General features: G+C 64.7%; 18 protein-coding genes. 7 read left to right on the top strand and 11 right to left on the bottom strand.

What is annotated here, in order from left to right:
- Positions 1–30: 30 nt before the first annotated feature.
- The gene (gene nth / locus EWM63_RS07595; RefSeq protein WP_130185978.1) at positions 31–678 is read right to left on the bottom strand and encodes an endonuclease III; all 648 of its coding nucleotides are present in this window, start codon (positions 676–678) and stop codon (positions 31–33) included.
- Positions 675–1,382 (bottom strand): electron transport complex subunit RsxB, encoded by a 708-nt coding sequence (rsxB, locus tag EWM63_RS07590; RefSeq protein WP_229487796.1) that lies wholly within the window; start codon positions 1,380–1,382, stop codon positions 675–677. Before rsxB ends, nth begins: the two co-directional genes overlap by 4 nt.
- Positions 1,383–1,560: 178 nt before the next feature.
- Here rsxB and EWM63_RS07585 point away from each other — a divergent pair, with 178 nt between their 5' ends.
- Positions 1,561–2,388 carry a substrate-binding periplasmic protein gene (locus EWM63_RS07585; protein ID WP_130185976.1) on the top strand — a complete coding sequence of 276 codons (828 nt, stop codon included), beginning with the start codon at positions 1,561–1,563 and terminating at the stop codon, positions 2,386–2,388.
- Between the two features lie 141 nt (positions 2,389–2,529).
- Here EWM63_RS07585 and EWM63_RS07580 read toward each other — a convergent pair whose 3' ends face one another.
- The 5 genes from EWM63_RS07580 to EWM63_RS07560 all read right to left on the bottom strand — a co-directional run bounded on the left by EWM63_RS07580 (position 2,530) and on the right by EWM63_RS07560 (position 7,502).
- Complete coding sequence (locus EWM63_RS07580) at positions 2,530–3,753, bottom strand: polyhydroxyalkanoate depolymerase (RefSeq protein ID WP_130185975.1); 1,224 nt, start codon at positions 3,751–3,753, stop codon at positions 2,530–2,532.
- Positions 3,754–4,003: 250 nt separating this feature from the next.
- A complete protein-coding gene (locus EWM63_RS07575; RefSeq protein WP_130185974.1) occupies positions 4,004–5,071 on the bottom strand; it encodes an NAD(P)/FAD-dependent oxidoreductase in 1,068 nt (355 codons plus the stop codon).
- A 97-nt stretch (positions 5,072–5,168) separates the two neighbouring features.
- Positions 5,169–5,492 (bottom strand): ferredoxin FdxA, encoded by a 324-nt coding sequence (gene fdxA, locus EWM63_RS07570; protein ID WP_130185973.1) that lies wholly within the window; start codon positions 5,490–5,492, stop codon positions 5,169–5,171.
- Positions 5,493–5,679: 187 nt separating this feature from the next.
- On the bottom strand, positions 5,680–5,967 hold the full coding sequence (locus EWM63_RS07565; protein ID WP_130185972.1) for a protealysin inhibitor emfourin: 288 nt from the start codon (positions 5,965–5,967) through the stop codon (positions 5,680–5,682).
- 59 nt (positions 5,968–6,026) lie between these two features.
- Positions 6,027–7,502 (bottom strand): gluzincin family metallopeptidase, encoded by a 1,476-nt coding sequence (locus EWM63_RS07560; protein ID WP_130185971.1) that lies wholly within the window; start codon positions 7,500–7,502, stop codon positions 6,027–6,029.
- Positions 7,503–7,685: 183 nt separating this feature from the next.
- On the opposite strand from EWM63_RS07560, the gene EWM63_RS07555 reads away from it, so the two are divergent.
- Complete coding sequence (locus EWM63_RS07555; protein WP_130185970.1) at positions 7,686–8,942, top strand: putative Na+/H+ antiporter; 1,257 nt, start codon at positions 7,686–7,688, stop codon at positions 8,940–8,942.
- 44 nt (positions 8,943–8,986) lie between these two features.
- Positions 8,987–9,262: a polyhydroxyalkanoic acid system family protein gene (locus EWM63_RS07550; protein ID WP_130185969.1), complete on the top strand. Its 276-nt coding sequence runs from the start codon at positions 8,987–8,989 to the stop codon at positions 9,260–9,262.
- Positions 9,263–9,313: 51 nt separating this feature from the next.
- Here EWM63_RS07550 and EWM63_RS07545 read toward each other — a convergent pair whose 3' ends face one another.
- Together EWM63_RS07545 and EWM63_RS07540 are read right to left on the bottom strand one after the other, a co-directional pair.
- Positions 9,314–9,568 carry an acyl-CoA-binding protein gene (locus EWM63_RS07545; protein ID WP_130185968.1) on the bottom strand — a complete coding sequence of 85 codons (255 nt, stop codon included), beginning with the start codon at positions 9,566–9,568 and terminating at the stop codon, positions 9,314–9,316.
- A gap of 169 nt (positions 9,569–9,737) precedes the next feature.
- Positions 9,738–10,025 carry an HU family DNA-binding protein gene (locus tag EWM63_RS07540; RefSeq protein ID WP_050409188.1) on the bottom strand — a complete coding sequence of 96 codons (288 nt, stop codon included), beginning with the start codon at positions 10,023–10,025 and terminating at the stop codon, positions 9,738–9,740.
- A 216-nt stretch (positions 10,026–10,241) separates the two neighbouring features.
- Between EWM63_RS07540 and EWM63_RS07535 the strand changes: the two genes are divergently transcribed.
- A complete protein-coding gene (locus EWM63_RS07535; protein ID WP_130185967.1) occupies positions 10,242–11,039 on the top strand; it encodes an anti-sigma factor in 798 nt (265 codons plus the stop codon).
- A gap of 193 nt (positions 11,040–11,232) precedes the next feature.
- On the opposite strand, the gene EWM63_RS07530 is transcribed toward EWM63_RS07535, so the two are convergent.
- Positions 11,233–11,460, bottom strand: a complete 228-nt coding sequence (locus EWM63_RS07530) for a hypothetical protein (protein ID WP_130190258.1) — start codon at positions 11,458–11,460, stop codon at positions 11,233–11,235.
- Entirely contained in the window at positions 11,460–11,816 is a 357-nt protein-coding gene (locus EWM63_RS07525) for an FKBP-type peptidyl-prolyl cis-trans isomerase (protein ID WP_130185966.1), read from the bottom strand. The genes EWM63_RS07530 and EWM63_RS07525 overlap by 1 nt, the downstream gene beginning before the upstream one ends.
- Before the next feature lie 337 nt (positions 11,817–12,153).
- On the opposite strand from EWM63_RS07525, the gene EWM63_RS07520 reads away from it, so the two are divergent.
- The 3 genes from EWM63_RS07520 (at position 12,154) to EWM63_RS07510 (ending at position 17,270) form a co-directional block, all read left to right on the top strand.
- Positions 12,154–12,981 (top strand): EI24 domain-containing protein, encoded by an 828-nt coding sequence (locus EWM63_RS07520; protein ID WP_130185965.1) that lies wholly within the window; start codon positions 12,154–12,156, stop codon positions 12,979–12,981.
- Positions 12,978–13,778: a competence/damage-inducible protein A gene (locus tag EWM63_RS07515; RefSeq protein WP_130185964.1), complete on the top strand. Its 801-nt coding sequence runs from the start codon at positions 12,978–12,980 to the stop codon at positions 13,776–13,778. Before EWM63_RS07520 ends, EWM63_RS07515 begins: the two co-directional genes overlap by 4 nt.
- 351 nt (positions 13,779–14,129) lie before the next feature.
- Entirely contained in the window at positions 14,130–17,270 is a 3,141-nt protein-coding gene (locus EWM63_RS07510; RefSeq protein WP_130185963.1) for a transglycosylase domain-containing protein, read from the top strand.
- Positions 17,271–17,418: the final 148 nt, after the last annotated feature.

Below are 17,418 nucleotides of genomic sequence, written 5' to 3'. Positions count from 1 at the left end.
CTGACCCCGGCTTCTGCCTCCGGGTTCATGTCAAACCACCGCCGGCGCCGGCGTCTTGTCCTTGTACTCGCACAAATCCACGATCATGCAGTTCCAGCACTGCGGCTTGCGGGCGATGCACGTGTAGCGGCCGTGCAGGATCAGCCAGTGGTGGGCATCCTGCAGGAACTCCTTCGGCACGAACTTCAGCAGCTTCTGTTCGACGATGTCGACCGTCTTGCCCGGCGCGAGATTCGTGCGATTCGATACACGGAAGATGTGCGTGTCCACGGCGATCGTCGGTTCGCCGAACGCGGTATTGAGCACCACGTTGGCGGTCTTGCGGCCCACGCCGGGCAGCGCTTCGAGCGCCTCGCGGTCGCGCGGTACCTCGCCACCATGCTGCTCGACGAGGATCTTGCAGGTGGCCATCACGTTCTTGGCCTTCGTGTTGAACAGGCCGATGGTCTGGATGTACGGGACCAGCCCGTCCAGGCCGAGATCGAGGATCGCCTGCGGCGTGTTCGCCACCGGGTACAGCTTGCGGGTGGCCTTGTTGACCCCCACGTCCGTCGCCTGGGCCGACAGCAGCACGGCGATCAGCAATTCGAACGGCGTCGTGTATTCGAGCTCGGTGGTGGGGTGCGGGTTGGCTTCGCGCAGGCGGCGAAAGATTTCGTGGCGTTTGGCTGCATTCATTGTTCGGGTTTGTTTTCCTGGGCAGCGGCCGCGGCCTTTGCGGCTTCGGCCTTCAGGCGCGCGCGTTCCATCGCGGCGGCGATGATCGCCCGCTTGCGTTCCTTCTCGGCCAGCTCGGCATCGTTCTCGGGCGCCAGGTTGTTGACGGCCTCCATCTTGGCCTGCGCCTTCGCGGCCAGCCGTGCATCGTTTTCGTCGCGCTCGCGCTTCAGGCGCGCAATGCGGAAATCGTGGCGGTCGCGCGCGGCATCGGCGTCGGGCTGCGACCAGGCGTGCCAGCCCGTGGATTCCGTCACCGGATACATCACGATGCAGTCCACCGGGCATGGCTTCACGCACAGGTCGCAGCCCGTGCACAGCTCGGGAACGATGGTGTGCATCTGCTTGGCCGCGCCCATGATCGCGTCGACCGGGCAGGCCTGGATGCACAGCGTGCAGCCGATGCACAGCGCCTCGTCGATGAATGCGACGGCGCGCGGCCGTTCCAGGCCATTCTCTGGATTGAGCGGGATGACGGGATGGCCGGTCACCGCGGACAGGCGCACGATGCCTTCATGGCCACCGGGCGGGCACTGGTTGATGCGCGCTTCGCCTGCCGCGATGGCCTCGGCGTAGGGCCGGCAGCCGGCATAGCCGCACTTCGTGCACTGCGTCTGCGGCAGGGCGTCTTCGATGCGGTCGGCGAGGGTCTTTTGTTGGGTCACGATGCTGGTAAGAATGCGGATGAGGATGCGGCAAACGACGGCAACCCGCATTATCCTTCATTCGCGGCGGCGCGTGCAGGCAGCCGTCCCGGCAGGCTTCGCTTGGCTTTGCCGCCGCCTTGTGGGAGCATGCATGCATGTCTGAAGCAACGCCGATCATGATGGAGAATATCGCGACATGAGCGCGCGCCGCCCGCTCGTCACGGCGTTGTGCGCCCTGGCCATCGCTTCAAGGCTCTCCATTGGCTCTGTGCTCGCCATCGGCTCTGTGCTCGCCATTGGCCCGGCCGCCGCGCAGACACCGCAAACGATCCGCTTTGCCGCCGAAGAATGGCCACCATTCGTGAGCGACGCGCTGCCCGACGATGGCCTGTCCGGCGCGATCCTGCGCAATGTGCTCGACCGCCTCGGCTATACGGCCCGGATCGATTACTTCCCCTGGAAACGCGCCATGGAGCTGGGTTTGAAGGATCCCCGCTATGCCGGCTTTCTGGCCGTGTGGCGCACGCCCGAGCGCGAGCGGCTGTGTCATTTCTCGGCTCCCATCGGCAACACGCTGACCGTGCTGGCCTACCTGAAGGACAAGCCCGTACGCGCCGGCCAGCTGGCCGACTTGCGCGGCGTGCGCGTCGGCACCGTGAGCGGTTTCGCCAATGGCGAGCAATTCGATGCCCTCGTCCGCGAGGGCCGCATCGAGGTGGAAGCGGGCGTCAACGACGAGACCAACCTGCGCAAGCTGCTGGCCCGGCGCTATCCCGCCATCCTGATCGAGCGGCGCGTGCTGCGCCACCTGCTCGCCACGCGGTTCGCGCAAGTGGAGCGCAGCAATATCGCCGTCAATGAACAACTGTTCGGGGAGCGCCCCGTGCACGTGTGCTTCAAGCGCACGCAGGTGGGGCTCGTGCAGCAGCGGGCGTTCAACGATGCGGCGAAGAAGGTGGATTTCGGCCAGGTGGAAAAGGATTACTGGCGCAGGATCGGCGAAGTGGGCGTGGCGGGGGAATGATGGATATTGGATGCACACAAAGCAAAACCGGTGTCTGACACTATTTTCGCTAGCGAAAATAGTGTCAGACACCAGTGGTTCCAGGCTGCAAGCCAAAAAAAGCCGCCCGGGTGGGCGGCTAATCTTCGAGGAGACGGTTGTTCAGGCGTGCTGCCGGATGAACGAGGTGATTTTCGGGCACACCAGTTCGCGCCAGCGGCGGCCGGAGAAGATGCCGTAGTGGCCGGCCTGCGGCACCACGTAATCTTCCTGCATGTCTGCCGGAATGCCGCTGCACAGTTCGTGGGCCGCCTGGGTCTGGCCGGCGCCGGAGATATCGTCCAGTTCGCCTTCGACGGTGAGCAGCGCCACGTTCGTGATGTCCTGCGGGCGCACCAGCTGGCCGCCCACTTCCCACGTGCCTTTCGGCAGGCGGTGTTCCTGGAACACGGTCTTGATCGTGTCCAGGTAGTACTCGGCCGGCATGTCCAGCACGGCGTTGTATTCGTCGTAGAACTTGCGGTGGCTTTCCGCCGTCTCGTCGTCGCCGCGCACCAGGTGCATGTAGAACTCGCGGTGCGACTGCGCGTGGCGGCCGGGGTTCATCGCGATGAAGCCGGCATGCTGCAGGAAGCCGGGATAGACCTTGCGGCCGAAGCCCGGGTAGTTCGGCGGCACCGGGTAGATCACGGTGTTCTCGAACCAGGAGAACGGCTTCTCGATTGCCAGGTTGTTCACGGCGGTCGGCGATTTGCGCGTGTCGATCGGGCCGCCCATCATCGTCATCGTTTTCGGCAGCTTCGGATCGTTGTTCGATGCCATTAGCGAGATCGCGGCCAGTACCGGCACGGTGGGCTGGCAGACGGAAATCACGTGCACGTCAGGGCCCAGGTAGCGGATGAAATCCTGCACGTAATAAATGTAATCGTCGAGATGGAAGGCGCCGTCGCTCAGCGGCACCATGCGGGCGTCGGTCCAGTCGGTGATGTAGACGTCGTGTTCCGGCAACAGTCCGCGCACCGTATCGCGCAGCAGCGTGGCGTGGTGGCCGGACAGCGGCGCCACCAGCAGCACGGTCGGCTGCACCAGCGGCTCCCGCACGTCCTTGCGGAAATGCATCAGCCGGCAAAACGGCTTGGTGACCGCAGCGTGTTCGATGATGGAGACCGGCTTGCCGTCCACGGTAGCGGTATCGATACCGAACGACGGCTTTTCGTAATCCTTGCCCAGGCGGTAAAGCAATTCATAGCCGGCGGCAATCCGTTGCGAAAACGGCGTGTGTGCCAGTGGCGACACCGGGTTGCTGAACAGTTTTGATGACGCTTCCGCCCACTGCATCAGCGGGTTCAGGAAGGTTCGTTGCATCTCATGAAGTTGGTAAAGCATAGGTGTTCCCGGGTCGTATGCGCTGCCTTAATAATGTGCAGCGCGGAAATCATAAGCCCATTATAGGCCGTTTATTCTTGACGTAAAGCATTTTCAGATTGCTGCTAGAAAGAGGAAAAACAGCCACAAAATGAAATCTCAACCCCCATGGTCCCTACGATAATAGTGCCTGTGAAACAAAAAAAGCAGCGTTTCCGCTGCTTTTCTGTAGGACAGGTCTGAGGTCACTAAGACTTCAACCGTGACATGCTTAGTCGAAGACCGGCGACTCCACGCCCAGCACCTTGTGCAGTTTAGGCGACGTCGTCGTGTATTGCATGTGAATCTTCTTGTCCGGGAAGATATAAGGCGCAGCGCCAAAAGCGGCCAGCGCAGCTTCGTGGAAGCCCGACAGGATCAGCTTCTTCTTGCCCGGGTACGTATTGATGTCGCCCACGGCGAAGATGCCCGGCACATTGGTTTCGAACTTCTCGGTGGACACCACTTTCAGCTGCTTGCGTTCGATATCCAGGCCCCACTCGGCGATCGGGCCCAGCTTTGGCGACAGGCCGTAGAACACCAGCAGCATGTCCAGCGGCACGCGGCGGGTCACGCCATCGGCGCCGGTCACGCGCAATTCGGACAGCTTGCCATCCTTTTGCTCGATACCGGACACCTGGCCGATGATCAGCTGCATTTCATAGTCTTCGCACAGCTGTTTCATCTTTGCCACGGAAGCGGGCGCCGCGCGGAAATCTTCACGGCGGTGCAGCAGTACCACGGACTCGGCCTTGCCGACGAAATTCAGCGCCCAGTCCAGCGCCGAGTCGCCGCCGCCGCAGACAACGATGTTCTTGCCTTCGAACTGCGCCGGATCCTTCACGCGGTAGAACACCTGCGAACCTTCGAACGCATCGAGGCCCTCGGTCTTCATCGTGCGCGGCTGGAACGAACCCACGCCGGCGGCGATGAAGATGGTTTTCGTGATGAACTTCGTGCCCAGGCTGGTTTCGACATCGAAACGGCCATCTTCGCGCTTTTGCACGACGGTCACTTCCTGGCCCAGGTGGAACGTGGGGCCGAACGGTTCGATCTGCTTGAGCAGGCCGTCCGTCAATTCCTGGCCGGTGCAGGAAGGGATCGCGGGAATATCGTAGATCGGCTTGTCCGGATACAGTTCCACGCACTGGCCGCCAACGGCTGCCAGCGAATCGATCACGTGGGCCTTGATTTCCAGCAGGCCGAGTTCGAAGACCTGGAACAGGCCGACCGGGCCGGCGCCGATGATGACGGCATCCGTTTCATGGAAGCCACCTGGAGTGGTGCTGACGATATTCATGACGATTTCTATCCTGTGTATTCAAATGCGGCAGGCGCGCACAAAGTAGAGCAAGCGCGAGCGGCGCGCATGCGGCGCGGCTGCCGGGAAACTGCCGTTAGCGGGCCAGCAGGTGGAGCTTTTCCTTGACGTCCTTGAACTGCTCGGCTTCCGGCAGGGCTGCCTTGGTCTTCGTGATCGAAGGCCAGTTGCGGGACAGGTCCGCGTTGAGCTTGATGTAATCCTGCTGGTCGGACGGCACATCTTCTTCCGCGAAAATCGCGTTGACCGGGCATTCGGCCACGCACACGGCGCAGTCGATGCATTCATCAGGGTCAATTGCCAGGAAATTCGGGCCTTCGCGGAAACAATCTACCGGGCAAACATCGACGCAGTCCGTATACCGGCAGGCGATGCAAGATTCGGTGACAACGTGGGTCATAGCAGTCCTATCAATGTTGGTGCGAAGCGGTCGATAACACAATCCCAACTTCAGCAAAGCACTGTATTTTAGGGCAATTCTCCCTTTCTCACAATTCAGGCTTAGACACAATACATATAAGCAAATGCGCCGCGCGCCGTTGCCGGTGCGCGGCGCCAGCCGCCCGGATGCTGCCCGCGAAAGGCGTTCAGGCCGCGAGGATACGGTCCAGCAAAGTCCGCCAATGCGCGGTGGCCGCGCTGCCATCCTCGGCGAAACTCACGCTGTGGCGCTCGCCATCGGCATCGACCGTGATGGTCCAGCGGGGGATGTCGGCGCCGACCGGTTCCTCGCCGGCGGCGCGGGGCGCCGCGAAGAACCCGCTGGCCTCCAGCGCCATTTTCAGGTCCGGGCCGGCCGGGCTGGTCGCCGTGTCCACTTCATGTCGCTGCGTGATGCCGGCGAAGCCGCCGCCGCCCGTTGCCGTGATCTTCATGCTGCCTCCCTGTCATGGCGGCCGACGGCACGCCCGTTGCGCCATCCCGTCCTGCCGCGTCAATTGTTGACCGCCACGTCGTCGCCATCCGTTGCCGCCGGGCCGCGGTGCTGGTGCCGCGCCGCATGGCCCTGGCACCACCGCGCCAGCGCCTGCCGCTCCGCTTCGAGCACGTCTTCCAGGTCGAAGTATTGCGCATTGTTCATCGTGCCACAGCAGGCGCGGCGATCCTGCACCCCTTGCGGCCGGTCGTCGCGCACCGGTGCCAGTTTCGCATGGGGCGCCACGTCGTCGGAAAGCGTGGCGATATCGACATCGACCACGCCGCGCAGCGCGAAGCGGTTGCGGATGAAGTTGCGGTACTCGACGGGCTTGCCGTCGGCTTCGGCCAGGCGCAGCAGGTGGTTCACCACGTCCACGAACGTGGCGGCCCGGTCCGGTGCGGCCACGATCGCGCGCAGCGTCAGGCTGCACAGGTAGCCGCCCACGCGGTACAGCACGGCGGCATCGTCTTCCACCCCCGGCTGGCGTTCGAACGCGAACATGTCGGCAAGGATGTCGTACATGGCCCCCGTGAACACTTGCGAGATCGCGTGTACCTGGTCGCCCGTTTCCGCCAGCGTGAGGTCGTTGTCGGCGTTGCGCAGGCCATTGCTGCGGCCCAGCGCCAGGCCGAACTGTTCGGCCATGTCGGCCAGGAAGGTCTTGTCGTGCAGGTCGGCCTTGGTCTGGGCGATCACCGCTTCCACCTGGTCCATCTGCGACAGCGCCAGGAAGATCGCCGTCAGGTCGCCAAAGGATTCGTGCAGGCCGCCCGTCTGCGGCGGCGCGGACGACAGGATCCATTGCGGCTTCAGCCCGTCCAGCACTGCGTGGGCCGCTTCATGCGCCACGATGTCGAACGAGCGGCACGTGAACATGCGCTCGGCCGCGCCGCTAGGAATGAAGTGGCCGAATTTCAACGCCCGCTCGTTGCGGCTGTAGTAGGCGTTCATCACGTTCGGCAGGCCATGGGGGAACACCTGCAGCGGCGCCGTGTCCTTGCCGCTGTTCCAGGCCCACGGCAGCAGGGCGCCGCTGTCGTCCGCCGCCAGCACGCGCTGGTACATCGTCAGCGTCTGGCGCACCACGGTGAAGGTGTGCACGGCGTCGAACTGTTCGCTGTCCGGCGGCGCGATGAAGTCGCCGAACGCGTTCGGGCTCACCGGGGCGATGCCCGGCTGGCCCGAAGCGATGCGCGCATCGCGCGGACCCTCCAGGATCACCCCGTGCAGGTAGGCCTTGCGGGTGCCCATGTCGCTCACGGAGGGATCCTGCTTCCACATCAGCACGCGTGCGCCGGCCGATGCCGCGGATACCCGTTGCGGCACGCCGGGCGCCATCTTCAGCTGCGGAGCGCCGGGCTGTTCGGTCAGCTTGGCCACTTTCCGGTGCAGCCGGTAGGAAGCGGTCGGGGTAGGCACGAATCCTACCGGTAAGTCGGGACGGGTCGTCAATACTGCTTCCAGCCTTGGCACGATCACTTTCTGGTCCATATCACTCTCCTCAGGTTTCACGCGCGCGGTGTAACGGGAAATCCAACAGGAATCTCCCGCACCCGAGGATCGATGGTCTTCCTGCGCGAGCGCCGCAAGTTTGATCCGCCGCAAACGTCGTACGTGCGAATCAGCCTGAGGTTGCCGGTTTACAATGATGAGGTTCCCCAACTGGAGTAATGCATGACGCCCAGCCCCATCGAGATCACCGGTGCGATCCTGTTCGCCGCCGCCATCCTGCACACGTTCACCGCCAGGGTGTTCGAGCGCGTGGCGCACCGCTATCCCGCCCATGCCGGCATCTGGCACCTACTGGGCGAAGTGGAGGTGGTGTTCGGGTTCTGGGCGCTGGTGCTGGTGGCGTTCATCGGTGCCACGGCCGGCAGCGGCGCCGCGGTCGCCTACCTGGACAGCCGCAACTTCACCGAACCCATGTTCGTCTTCGTCATCATGGTGATCGCCGCCACGCGGCCGATCCTGCAGACGACGAAGGCCGCCGTGGCGCTGCTGGCGCGCGCGCTGCCGCTCGCCGGCAGCACCGGCACGTACTTCATCGTGCTGGCGCTGGTGCCGCTGCTGGGTTCGTTCATCACGGAACCGGCCGCGATGACACTGGCGGCGCTGATCCTGTCCGAACGCATCTTCGCCAGCGGCATCTCGGAACGGCTGAAGTACGCCACGCTGGGTGTCCTGTTCGTCAACGTGTCGATCGGCGGCACGCTGACGCCGTATGCGGCGCCGCCCGTGCTGATGGTGGCGGCGAAGTGGGGCTGGGACCTGCCGTTCATGCTGTCGCACATCGGCTGGAAGGCGGCGCTGGCGGTGTTCGTCAACGCGGCCGGCGTCACCATGCTGTTCGCCCGTGAACTGGCCGCGCTGCGCCCCGCGACCGGCGACCGGGCGGCGACGGTGCCGTTTACCCTCGTCCTGGTCCACCTGGCGTTCCTGGCCGGCGTGGTGCTGTTCGCGCACCATCCGCCCGTCTTCATGGGGCTGTTCCTGTTCTTCCTGGGCGTGGCCCATGCCTACGAGCGTTTCCAGGACCGGCTGATCCTGCGCGAAGGCCTGCTGGTGGCATTCTTCCTGGCCGGCCTCGTGGTGCTGGGCGGCCAGCAGCAGTGGTGGCTGCAGCCGGTGCTGATGAGCATGAGTAGCGACGCCGTGTTCTATGGTGCAACGGCGTTGACGGCCATCACCGACAACGCCGCGCTGACCTACCTGGGCTCGCTGGTGGAAGGCCTGAGCGACGAATTCAAGTATGCGCTGGTGACGGGCGCGGTGGCCGGCGGCGGCCTGACGGTGATCGCCAACGCGCCGAACCCGGCCGGCATGTCGATCCTGAAGGAACACTTCGCGCTGCAGACGGTGTCGGCGCTGCACCTGCTGTTGGCGGCGCTGGTGCCGACGGCCGTGGCCATTGCCGCGTTCCGGCTGCTGTAGCCGGAAGGTTATGGCATCATGGCGCCTTTTTGCCGATCCCAAGCATGATCAACATTACCCAACCCCACAACCTCGCGCCTGAAGTGGCGCGTGCCGCCGCCCAGCAAGTGGCCGACAAGCTGGCGCGCGACATGGACCTGTCCTGCCAGTGGCAGGGCGATGTGCTGCGGTTTGAAAAGAGCGGTATCGAAGGCACGCTCACGCTGCTGGAGAACCAGGCGCAGATGCAGATCAAGCTGGGGTTCCTGTATGGCGCCTTCGCGCCGGCGATCCAGAGCAAGGTCGCGGAGAAGATGCGCAAGGTGTTTGCGCCGGAGTGATGCCGCCGGCCGGCGGGCGCCGGCCAGCATGGGGCGACACGCCCCGTGCAATCAGCCTTTCAGCTCTCCGATCAGGTCGACATACTGCTGCTGCGCGTCTTCCTGCGACGTGCCCTGCAGGGCCGCCCAGGCGTCGTACTTGGCGCGGTTGACGAAATCGGTCATGCCGGGGCGATCGCCGGTCGCGTCGCCGCTGGAACCCTGCTTGTACAGCGCATAGATCTTCAGCAGCGTCATGTTGTCCGGGCGTTCCGGCAGGTTCTTCGAATCGGCGACCGCCTGGTCGAACTGTTGTTGCAGGCTCATGGTGTCCTCGTGGATGGTAGGGTTGAGATCGCCGCATCATACAAAAACGGCGGGCACTCCGAACCGGGAAACTGTAGAGCATCCATTCCAAATCCGCCGCCCAAATGAACACGGCGGCCGGAACCCGAGGCGACCGGGCCCAGACCGCCGCTTTGGCGCAAATCCGTGTTTACTTCTTCTTGGTCGGGTTCACAGCCGCCTTCAGCGTCGCGCCGGCCGAGAACTTCGGCGTCTTGGACGCGGCGATCTTGATCGCTTCGCCGGTTGCAGGATTGCGGCCTTTGCGAGCAGCGCGCTTGGCAACCGAGAAGGTGCCGAAGCCGGTGATGCCGACCGTATCGCCTTTTTTCAGGCGCTCGGTAACGATGGCAATCAGGGTATTCACTGCGTCGTTGGCGGCGGCACCGGACATTTCGGTACGCTTCGCGAATTCTGCAATCAGTTCGCCTTTTTTCATTACTACCTCCGTGGTTAATAGAGGCCGCAGATTAGCACAATATTTGCGGAAAGTAATCTCCTGAACCAACAGAAACCCTTATGGCTGCTGGGCTGCTGCGGCGCGGCATAAGGTGGCGCCCCGTACCATGCCGGGCCGGGCGCGAGGCGGGCGCGGGACCGGCGCGGCCCGGTGCTAATATGAAGGTTCGATGCTCCAACGAGGCGGGCCAACATCATGAGCTTTTCCGACGAAACCCTGATGGCGTATGCCGATGGCGAACTGGACGTGGCCACACGCCGCGCGGTGGAGCAGGCCTGTTCCACCGATCTCGCGCTGGCCCGGCGCGTTGCCTACTACAAGACGCGGCGCAGCAATGTCTTTGCCGGCTTCGCCCCCGGTGACGACGGCCAGCGCGTGCGCGAGGCGCGCCAGGCCACCATCGTCAGCCTCGACGCCGTGCGGGCGCGGCGCGAAGCCACCCAGCTGGCGGCCCGCAAGGCCACGCGCGAGCGGCGCTGGTCGTGGCCGGAGTGGACGGCGCTGGGCGGGGTGCTTGTCGTTGGCGTGCTGGCCGGCACGTTCGGGCTGTCCTACCTGCAGGCGGACGAACCGAAGGTCGACCTGATCGCCAGCCACGACGGCACGCTGATGGCGCAGGGCCGTCTCGTTACCGCGCTCGAGCAGCAACCGTCGGCGCCGCCGGGCGCGGCCGGCATGGCCACCAACGCGGCGGCGCGGGCGGCGGGCGCGGTGCGGATCGGCATGTCGTTCGTGTCGACGGATGGCAGCTATTGCCGCAGCTTCGCCAGCGGCACAGGCACCGCGGAGATCGATGGCCTGGCCTGCAAGGTGGGGCAGGAATGGCGCCTTCCGCTGGTGATGCAGAGCCCCCGCCCGGCGCGGGCCGCGGCGGGCCGGGCGTCCGGAGAGATTGCGCCGCCGGTGGAAACGGCGATCGAACAGCGCATCGCCGGCGACCCGCTCGATGCCAAGGCCGAGCAGGAAGCCATGCAGCGCGGCTGGCAACGCTAGCTTTGCCACGGCAGGTGCGAGCGCGCTACCGGCTTTTGCTACCGGCTTTTGCTACCAGCTTTTGCTGCGGGAGCACGTTGCGATATCACCTGAACCAAACGAACAAAGGCGCCACCTGGGCGCCTTTGCATATTGCCGGGTCATCAGCGGGTCAACGTCCGGGGCGGACACCGGTACGGACCCGCAGGCCGGCTTACTTCTTCTCTTCTTCCTCGTCGTCGTCGTCCGACAGGGCAGCCTTGCCCACATAGACGACGCCCTTGCCGGCAGCGACACCCACGTCGACCGCGGTCGATGCGACGGTCACGCCGGCGCCCACCACGGCCGCGCCGACGGCGACCACGGTGCAGCCGGACAGCGCCAGCGGCGCCAGGAGGCTGGCCGCAAGCAACGGCCAGCGCGTCGATGCCGGCAGGCGCATCACACGCCCAGCAGCTCGACGTCGAAGATCAGCGTGGCATTCGGCGGAATCACGCCGCCAGCGCCGCGTGCGCCGTAGCCCAGGTCGGCCGGGATGATCAGCTGGCGGGTGCCGCCGACCTTCATCCCCTGCACGCCTTCGTCCCAGCCGCGGATGACCATGCCGGCGCCCAGCGCGAACTCGAACGGATCGTTGCGGTCCTTGCTGGAATCGAACTTGGCGCCCTTGCTGCCGTCGGCGTTCTGCAGCCAGCCGGTGTAGTGCACGGTGACGTTCTGGCCGGCTTTCGCCTCAGCGCCGTCGCCGACCTTGACTTCGTCGTATTGCAGGCCGGATGGGGTAGTGGTGATGGACATGGGCGTTCCTTTACATGTTGGTTCGGACTGGGGATTGTAGTGCAAGGGGCCGCCCCCGGGCTAGTACGCCCTGTGTGGCAAGGCCGGCAATATCATGATGTCAAGCCCTTGTTTTCCCTCCGCAGCAGGGCATGGAATACCCTTGCAGAACGGACGGGACTGCTGCCATGCCCGGCATTGGCCGTAAAATACAGCCTTTGACACCACTGCCACGAGTCGCCATGTTCCGCAGTATCCGCTTCCTCCGTTCCCTGGCATCCGCTTCGGGGTTGCCCGGCATGTTGCCCGTGCATGCCGGCATGCTGCCGGCCCCGGCCTTGCGCCGGAGGGCACGCTGATGCGCGGCGTACTGAATGCCTATGGCCGCGCCGTGCTGTCGCAGATGCACGGCCGCATGCTGCTGCTGTCGGTGGTGCCGTTCCTGCTGTCGCTGGGCGTGTGGGCCGTGGTGCTGTACTTCACGCTGCAGCCGCTGCTGGACTGGCTGACCGGCCATTTCTTCGATTTCGAGCTGTACCAGTACTCCAGCCGCTGGCTGGAAGATATCGGCCTGGCCATGCTCAAGACCGTGGTGGTACCGCTGTTCGCGATGCTCCTGCTGCTGCCGCTGATGATCCTCACGGCGCTGATCTTCATTGGCGTGGCGGCCGTGCCGGCCATCGTCAGGCACGTGGGCGACCGCCACTTCCCGCACCTGGAAAAGCGCCAGGGTGGCAGCCTCGTCAAGGGCATCGGCAAGGCCATCTCGCTGTTCCTCGTGTTCATCGTGATCTGGTTCTGCCTGCTGCCGCTGTATGCGGTGCCGCCGCTGGCGATCCTGTCGTCGGCATTGCTGTGGGGGTGGCTGACGTCGCGCGTGATGAGCTACGACGCGCTGTCCGAGCACGCCAGCGAGGAAGAGATCGGCATCCTCCAGCGCGAAAAGAAATGGCCGTTGCTGGCGATCGGCGTGGCCTCCGGCATGGCCGGTTCGCTGCCGGCGATCGTGTGGATCGGCGGGGCGGCGATCGCCGTGGTGATGTTCCCGTTCCTGCTGGCGGCCGCCGTGTGGCTGTACGTACTCATTTTCATCTTCACCGGCTTATGGTTTCAGTATTATTGTCTGGAGGCGCTGTCGCAATTGCGCGCGCGTAGTGAACCCACCATGGAGCACCAAGGCATATGAGCAGCAAGGCACCAACCATCGGACTGATCGTGATCGGCGACGAGATCCTGTCCGGCAAGCGCGTCGATGCGCACCTGCCGAAAGTGGTACAGCTGCTGGCCGCGCGCGGCCTGCAGCTGGGCTGGGCCGAATACATCGGCGACGAGCCCGAGCGCATCACGGCGACACTGAAACGCACCTTCGCCACCGGCGACATCGTGTTTTCCACCGGCGGCATCGGCGCCACGCCGGACGACCACACGCGCCAGGCCGCGGCGGCCGCGCTGGGGCGGCCACTGGTGCTGCATCCGCAAGGTGCCGAGAACATCCGCCAGCGCGTGCTGCAGGTGGCGCGCGACGAAGGCAAGGAGGTGGACCTGGATGCGCCGGACAACCTGCAGCGCCTGAAGATGGCGGAGTTCGCCGAAGGCGCCGAACTGATCCCGAACCCGTACAACAACGTGGCCGGTTTCGCGCTCGGCAGCCATTATTTCGTGCCGGGCTTTCCCGTGATGGCGTGGCCGATGATCGAATGGGTGCTCGACACGCATTACGCGCACCTGTTCAACCGCGAGGCGCGGGCGGAACAGGCGGTGCTCGTGTACGACGGCGCCGAGGCCGCGCTGACGCCGCTGATGGAAGAAATCGAGGCCGCGTGGCCGCGTGTAAAAGTGTTCAGCCTGCCCAGCGTGGGCGACGCGCAAACGCGCCGCCACATCGAACTGGGCGTGAAGGGCGATCCGGAGCAGGTGGCCAGCGCGTTCCTGCGGCTGTGCGCGGGGCTCGACGCGCACGGCGCCGACTACCAGCGCACGTGATGTTGGCGCGCCTGCCGGGCGCGACATGGATGACGGCTGCCATGACCGCGGCATGACGGCTGGATGACAGCCGGATGACATGAGCCGTCACCGCCGGTGCCGCTACTGTTGCTTGCAGATCAGGGTCGTTGTTTTTTTGCGAAAATAAAGCACCCGCACCAAATATTCTTCCCGCCGACCCGTGCGCACAGGTGCGATGTGGTGCAATGGCAATAAGCCGCGTGCCGTTTGCGCGGCCGCCGTACGCAGCTTTTTCGCATCACCGCCGTTGGCGCCACCCTGTCGGCGCCACGCTGTTGTAATCACCTAACGCAGTGCAGCAATGCAGTACAAGTAAAGATAGCAGAACCTATGTCTTCCCAATACGACCAAGAACGGCAAGGCCTGGACGACGACCAGCCGGCCACGCCGCCGCCGTCCGAGCCCAAGGGCAAGCGCTCCCGTAACGCATTCATCCTGTTGATGCTGGTGCTGTTGTCGCTGGCCATCTGGTGGCTGATCCACGAATCCCGCACGTCCACGATGCAGGCGAAATACTTCACCGGCGTCGTCAAGGAGCTCACCTACAAGGTCGAGCCGGGGCCCAGCAACGCGATCCGCTTCCCGCACGACAGCCCGTATGACGAGCGCCTGGGTTACGCCAACATTCCCGACTACCTGGAGCGCCTCAAGGCACGCGATTACCAGGTGCTGGCGCAGTCGCGCTTTTCGCCGAAGATGGTGGAGCTGGCCGACATGGGCGTGTTCACCACGTTCCGCGAAAAGACCCGCACGGGCCTGACGATCTATGATTGCCGCGCCCAGCCGCTGTTCTCGGCCAGCTACCCGGAGCGCATCTACCCGGGCTTCCAGCAAGCGCCGGCGGCACTGGTGCACAGCCTGCTGTTCATCGAGAACCGCGAGCTGCTGGACAATACCTACCCGAAACGCAATCCGGCGGTGGAATGGGACCGCCTGTCGAAGGCGATCCTGGAAAAATCCGCGAGTGCCGTGGGCCTGGCCAGCAGCCGCGCCGCCGGCGGCAGCACGCTCGCCACGCAGATCGAGAAGTACCGCCATTCGCCGGAAGGGCGCACGGGGTCGATGAAGGACAAGCTGCAGCAGATGGTCTCGGCCACCCTGAGGGCCTACCAGCAGGGCGAGGACACGACGGCGGTGCGCCGCCAGATCGTTGTCGATTACCTGAACACGGTGCCCCTGTCGGCCAAGCCCGGCTACGGCGAAGTGAACGGCATCGGCGATGGCATGTGGGTATGGTACGGCCGCGACTTCAACGAAGTGAACCGCCTGCTGGCCGGGCGCATGGACCAGCCGGGCAGCGCGCTCGTGTTCAAGGAAGCGCTGTCGCTGCTGATCGCGCAGCGCCGCCCCAGCTATTACCTGGGCAATGGCGACCAGGACCTGGAAACGCTGGCCAACAGCCACCTGCGGGTGCTGGCGCAGGCCGGTATCATCACGCCGGCGCTGCGTGACGCGGCGCTGAAGGAAAAACTGCGCCCTGCCAAGGGCAACGGCCTGCAGGCCGCGCCGCCGGTCAGCTACGTCACCAAGAAGGCCGCCAACACGGTGCGCGTGCACCTGGCGAACCTGCTGGGCGACAACCGCATGTACAACCTGGACCGGCTCGACCTGTCCGTGGTTAGCACGCTCGATGCGAATGCCCAGCGGGCGGTCGCGAGCATGCTGCGCGACCTGAAGGACGCCGCCGTGGCCGAACAGGCCGGCCTGACGGGCAAGGGCATGCTGGGCAATGGCGACCCGGCCAACGTGGTGTACAGCTTCACGCTGCTCGAGCGCGGCGACAAGGTGAACTACCTGCGCGTGCAGACCGATAACTACGACCAGCCGCTCGACATCAACGAAGGCGCCAAGCTGGACCTGGGGTCGACGGCGAAGCTGCGCACGCTGGTCACCTACCTGGACATCGTCGACCAGCTGCACAAGAAATACGGCCGGATGAGCGCGGACGAACTGGGCAAGGTGGTGTTCGATCCGAAGGACCGCCTGACCGCCTGGGGCATCGAATGGCTGTCGATCACGCCGCTGGACAAGCGCGACCTGACGGCCATGCTGAACGCGGCGATGGAACGCACGTATTCCGGCAACCCGGGCGAAGGCTTCTTCACCGGTGGCGGGCTGCATTACTTCGGCAACTTCTCCAAGGAAGACAACGGCCGCATCCTCACGGTGCGCGAAGGCCTGCGCCGCTCGACCAACCTGCTGTTCGTGCGGCTGATGCGCGACGTGGTCAAGTACTACATGTTCCAGATGCCGGGATCCTCGGCCAGCCTGCTGGCCGATTCGGACGATCCGCGCCGCGCGCAGTACCTGGCCCGCTTCGCCGACAAGGAAGGCAAGGAATTCCTGAACCGTTTCTATGCCAAGTACAAGGGCAAGCCGAAGTCGGAGCTGGACAAGATCCTCGTCGACAGCATCCGGCCCACGCCGCTGCGCCTGGCCAATATCCACCGCACGCTGTTCCCGAAGGCTTCGCTCGGCGAATTCGCCCTGTTCGTCAACGGCAACCTGCTCGAACAGAACGAAGTGCCGCAGGATCGCCTGGAAAAGATGTTCGACCAGTACGCGATGGACAAGTGGAGCCTGGCCGACCGCGGCTACATGGCGAACGTGCACCCGCTGGAACTGTGGCTGGTGGCTTACCTGCGCCAGCACGACGGCGCCACGCTGTCGCAGGTGGTGGCCGCTTCCGAGAAGGAGCGCCAGGAAGTCTACCAGTGGCTGTTCAAGACGCACCGCAAGCACGCGCAGGACCGCCGTATCGCCGGCCTGCTGGAAATGGAAGCGTTCATCGGCATTCACACCCAGTGGAAGAAGATGGGCTATCCATTCGGCTCGCTGGTGCCCTCGTATGCGACCACGCTGGGCGCATCGGCCGACCGGCCGGCCGCGCTGGCCGAGATGATGGGCATCATCGTCAACGGCGGCGTGCGCAAACCGACCCAGCGCGTGGAATCGCTGCATTTCGCGGCCGGCACGCCCTACGACACGAAAGTGGCGCGGGCCGAGAAAGTGGCGGCGGAACGGGTGCTGTCGCCCGAAGTGGCACACGTGGTGGCCGACGAGATCCGCGGCGTGGTGTCGGACGGCACGGCCAAGCGCGCCAAGACCGCCTTCGTGGCGGCCGATGGCACTAACATCGCCGTCGGCGGCAAGACCGGCACTGGCGACCAGCGCTTCGACGTGTATGCCGGAGGCGGGCGCCTGATCGAATCGCGCTACGTGAACCGCTCCGCCACCTTCGTGTTCAATATCGGCGAACGCTTCTTCGGCAGCATGACGGCCTATGTGCGCGGCCCCGAATCGAAGAACTACGACTTCACCAGCGCGCTGCCGGTGCAACTGCTGACGGTACTGGCGCCGAGCCTGATGCCGCTGATCGAACCGAACCAGGCGGCCACCCTGCCGGCCGATTCTTCCGTGGCCGCCGCCGCCGCCGCGCTGGGCGCACCCGTGAAAGCCTGCGGCGGGTGATCCGCCTAGTGTCGAACATTTTTTCCGGACGCTTTTCCGGAAAAAGTGTGCGACACCGGTTTCCTTCTGCCGCAGCCATCGGCTGACAAAAACCGCTGGTGGAGCAGGGATTTCGTGGAGCACTGCTCCACGCCTGCGTAACGGGGAG

The sequence above is a fragment of the Pseudoduganella lutea genome (genome assembly GCF_004209755.1).
GTDB lineage: Bacteria > Pseudomonadota > Gammaproteobacteria > Burkholderiales > Burkholderiaceae_D > Rugamonas > Rugamonas lutea.
The sequence above is the reverse complement of the archived record's forward strand: the minus strand, read 5'-3'. Positions and strand labels throughout refer to the sequence as shown.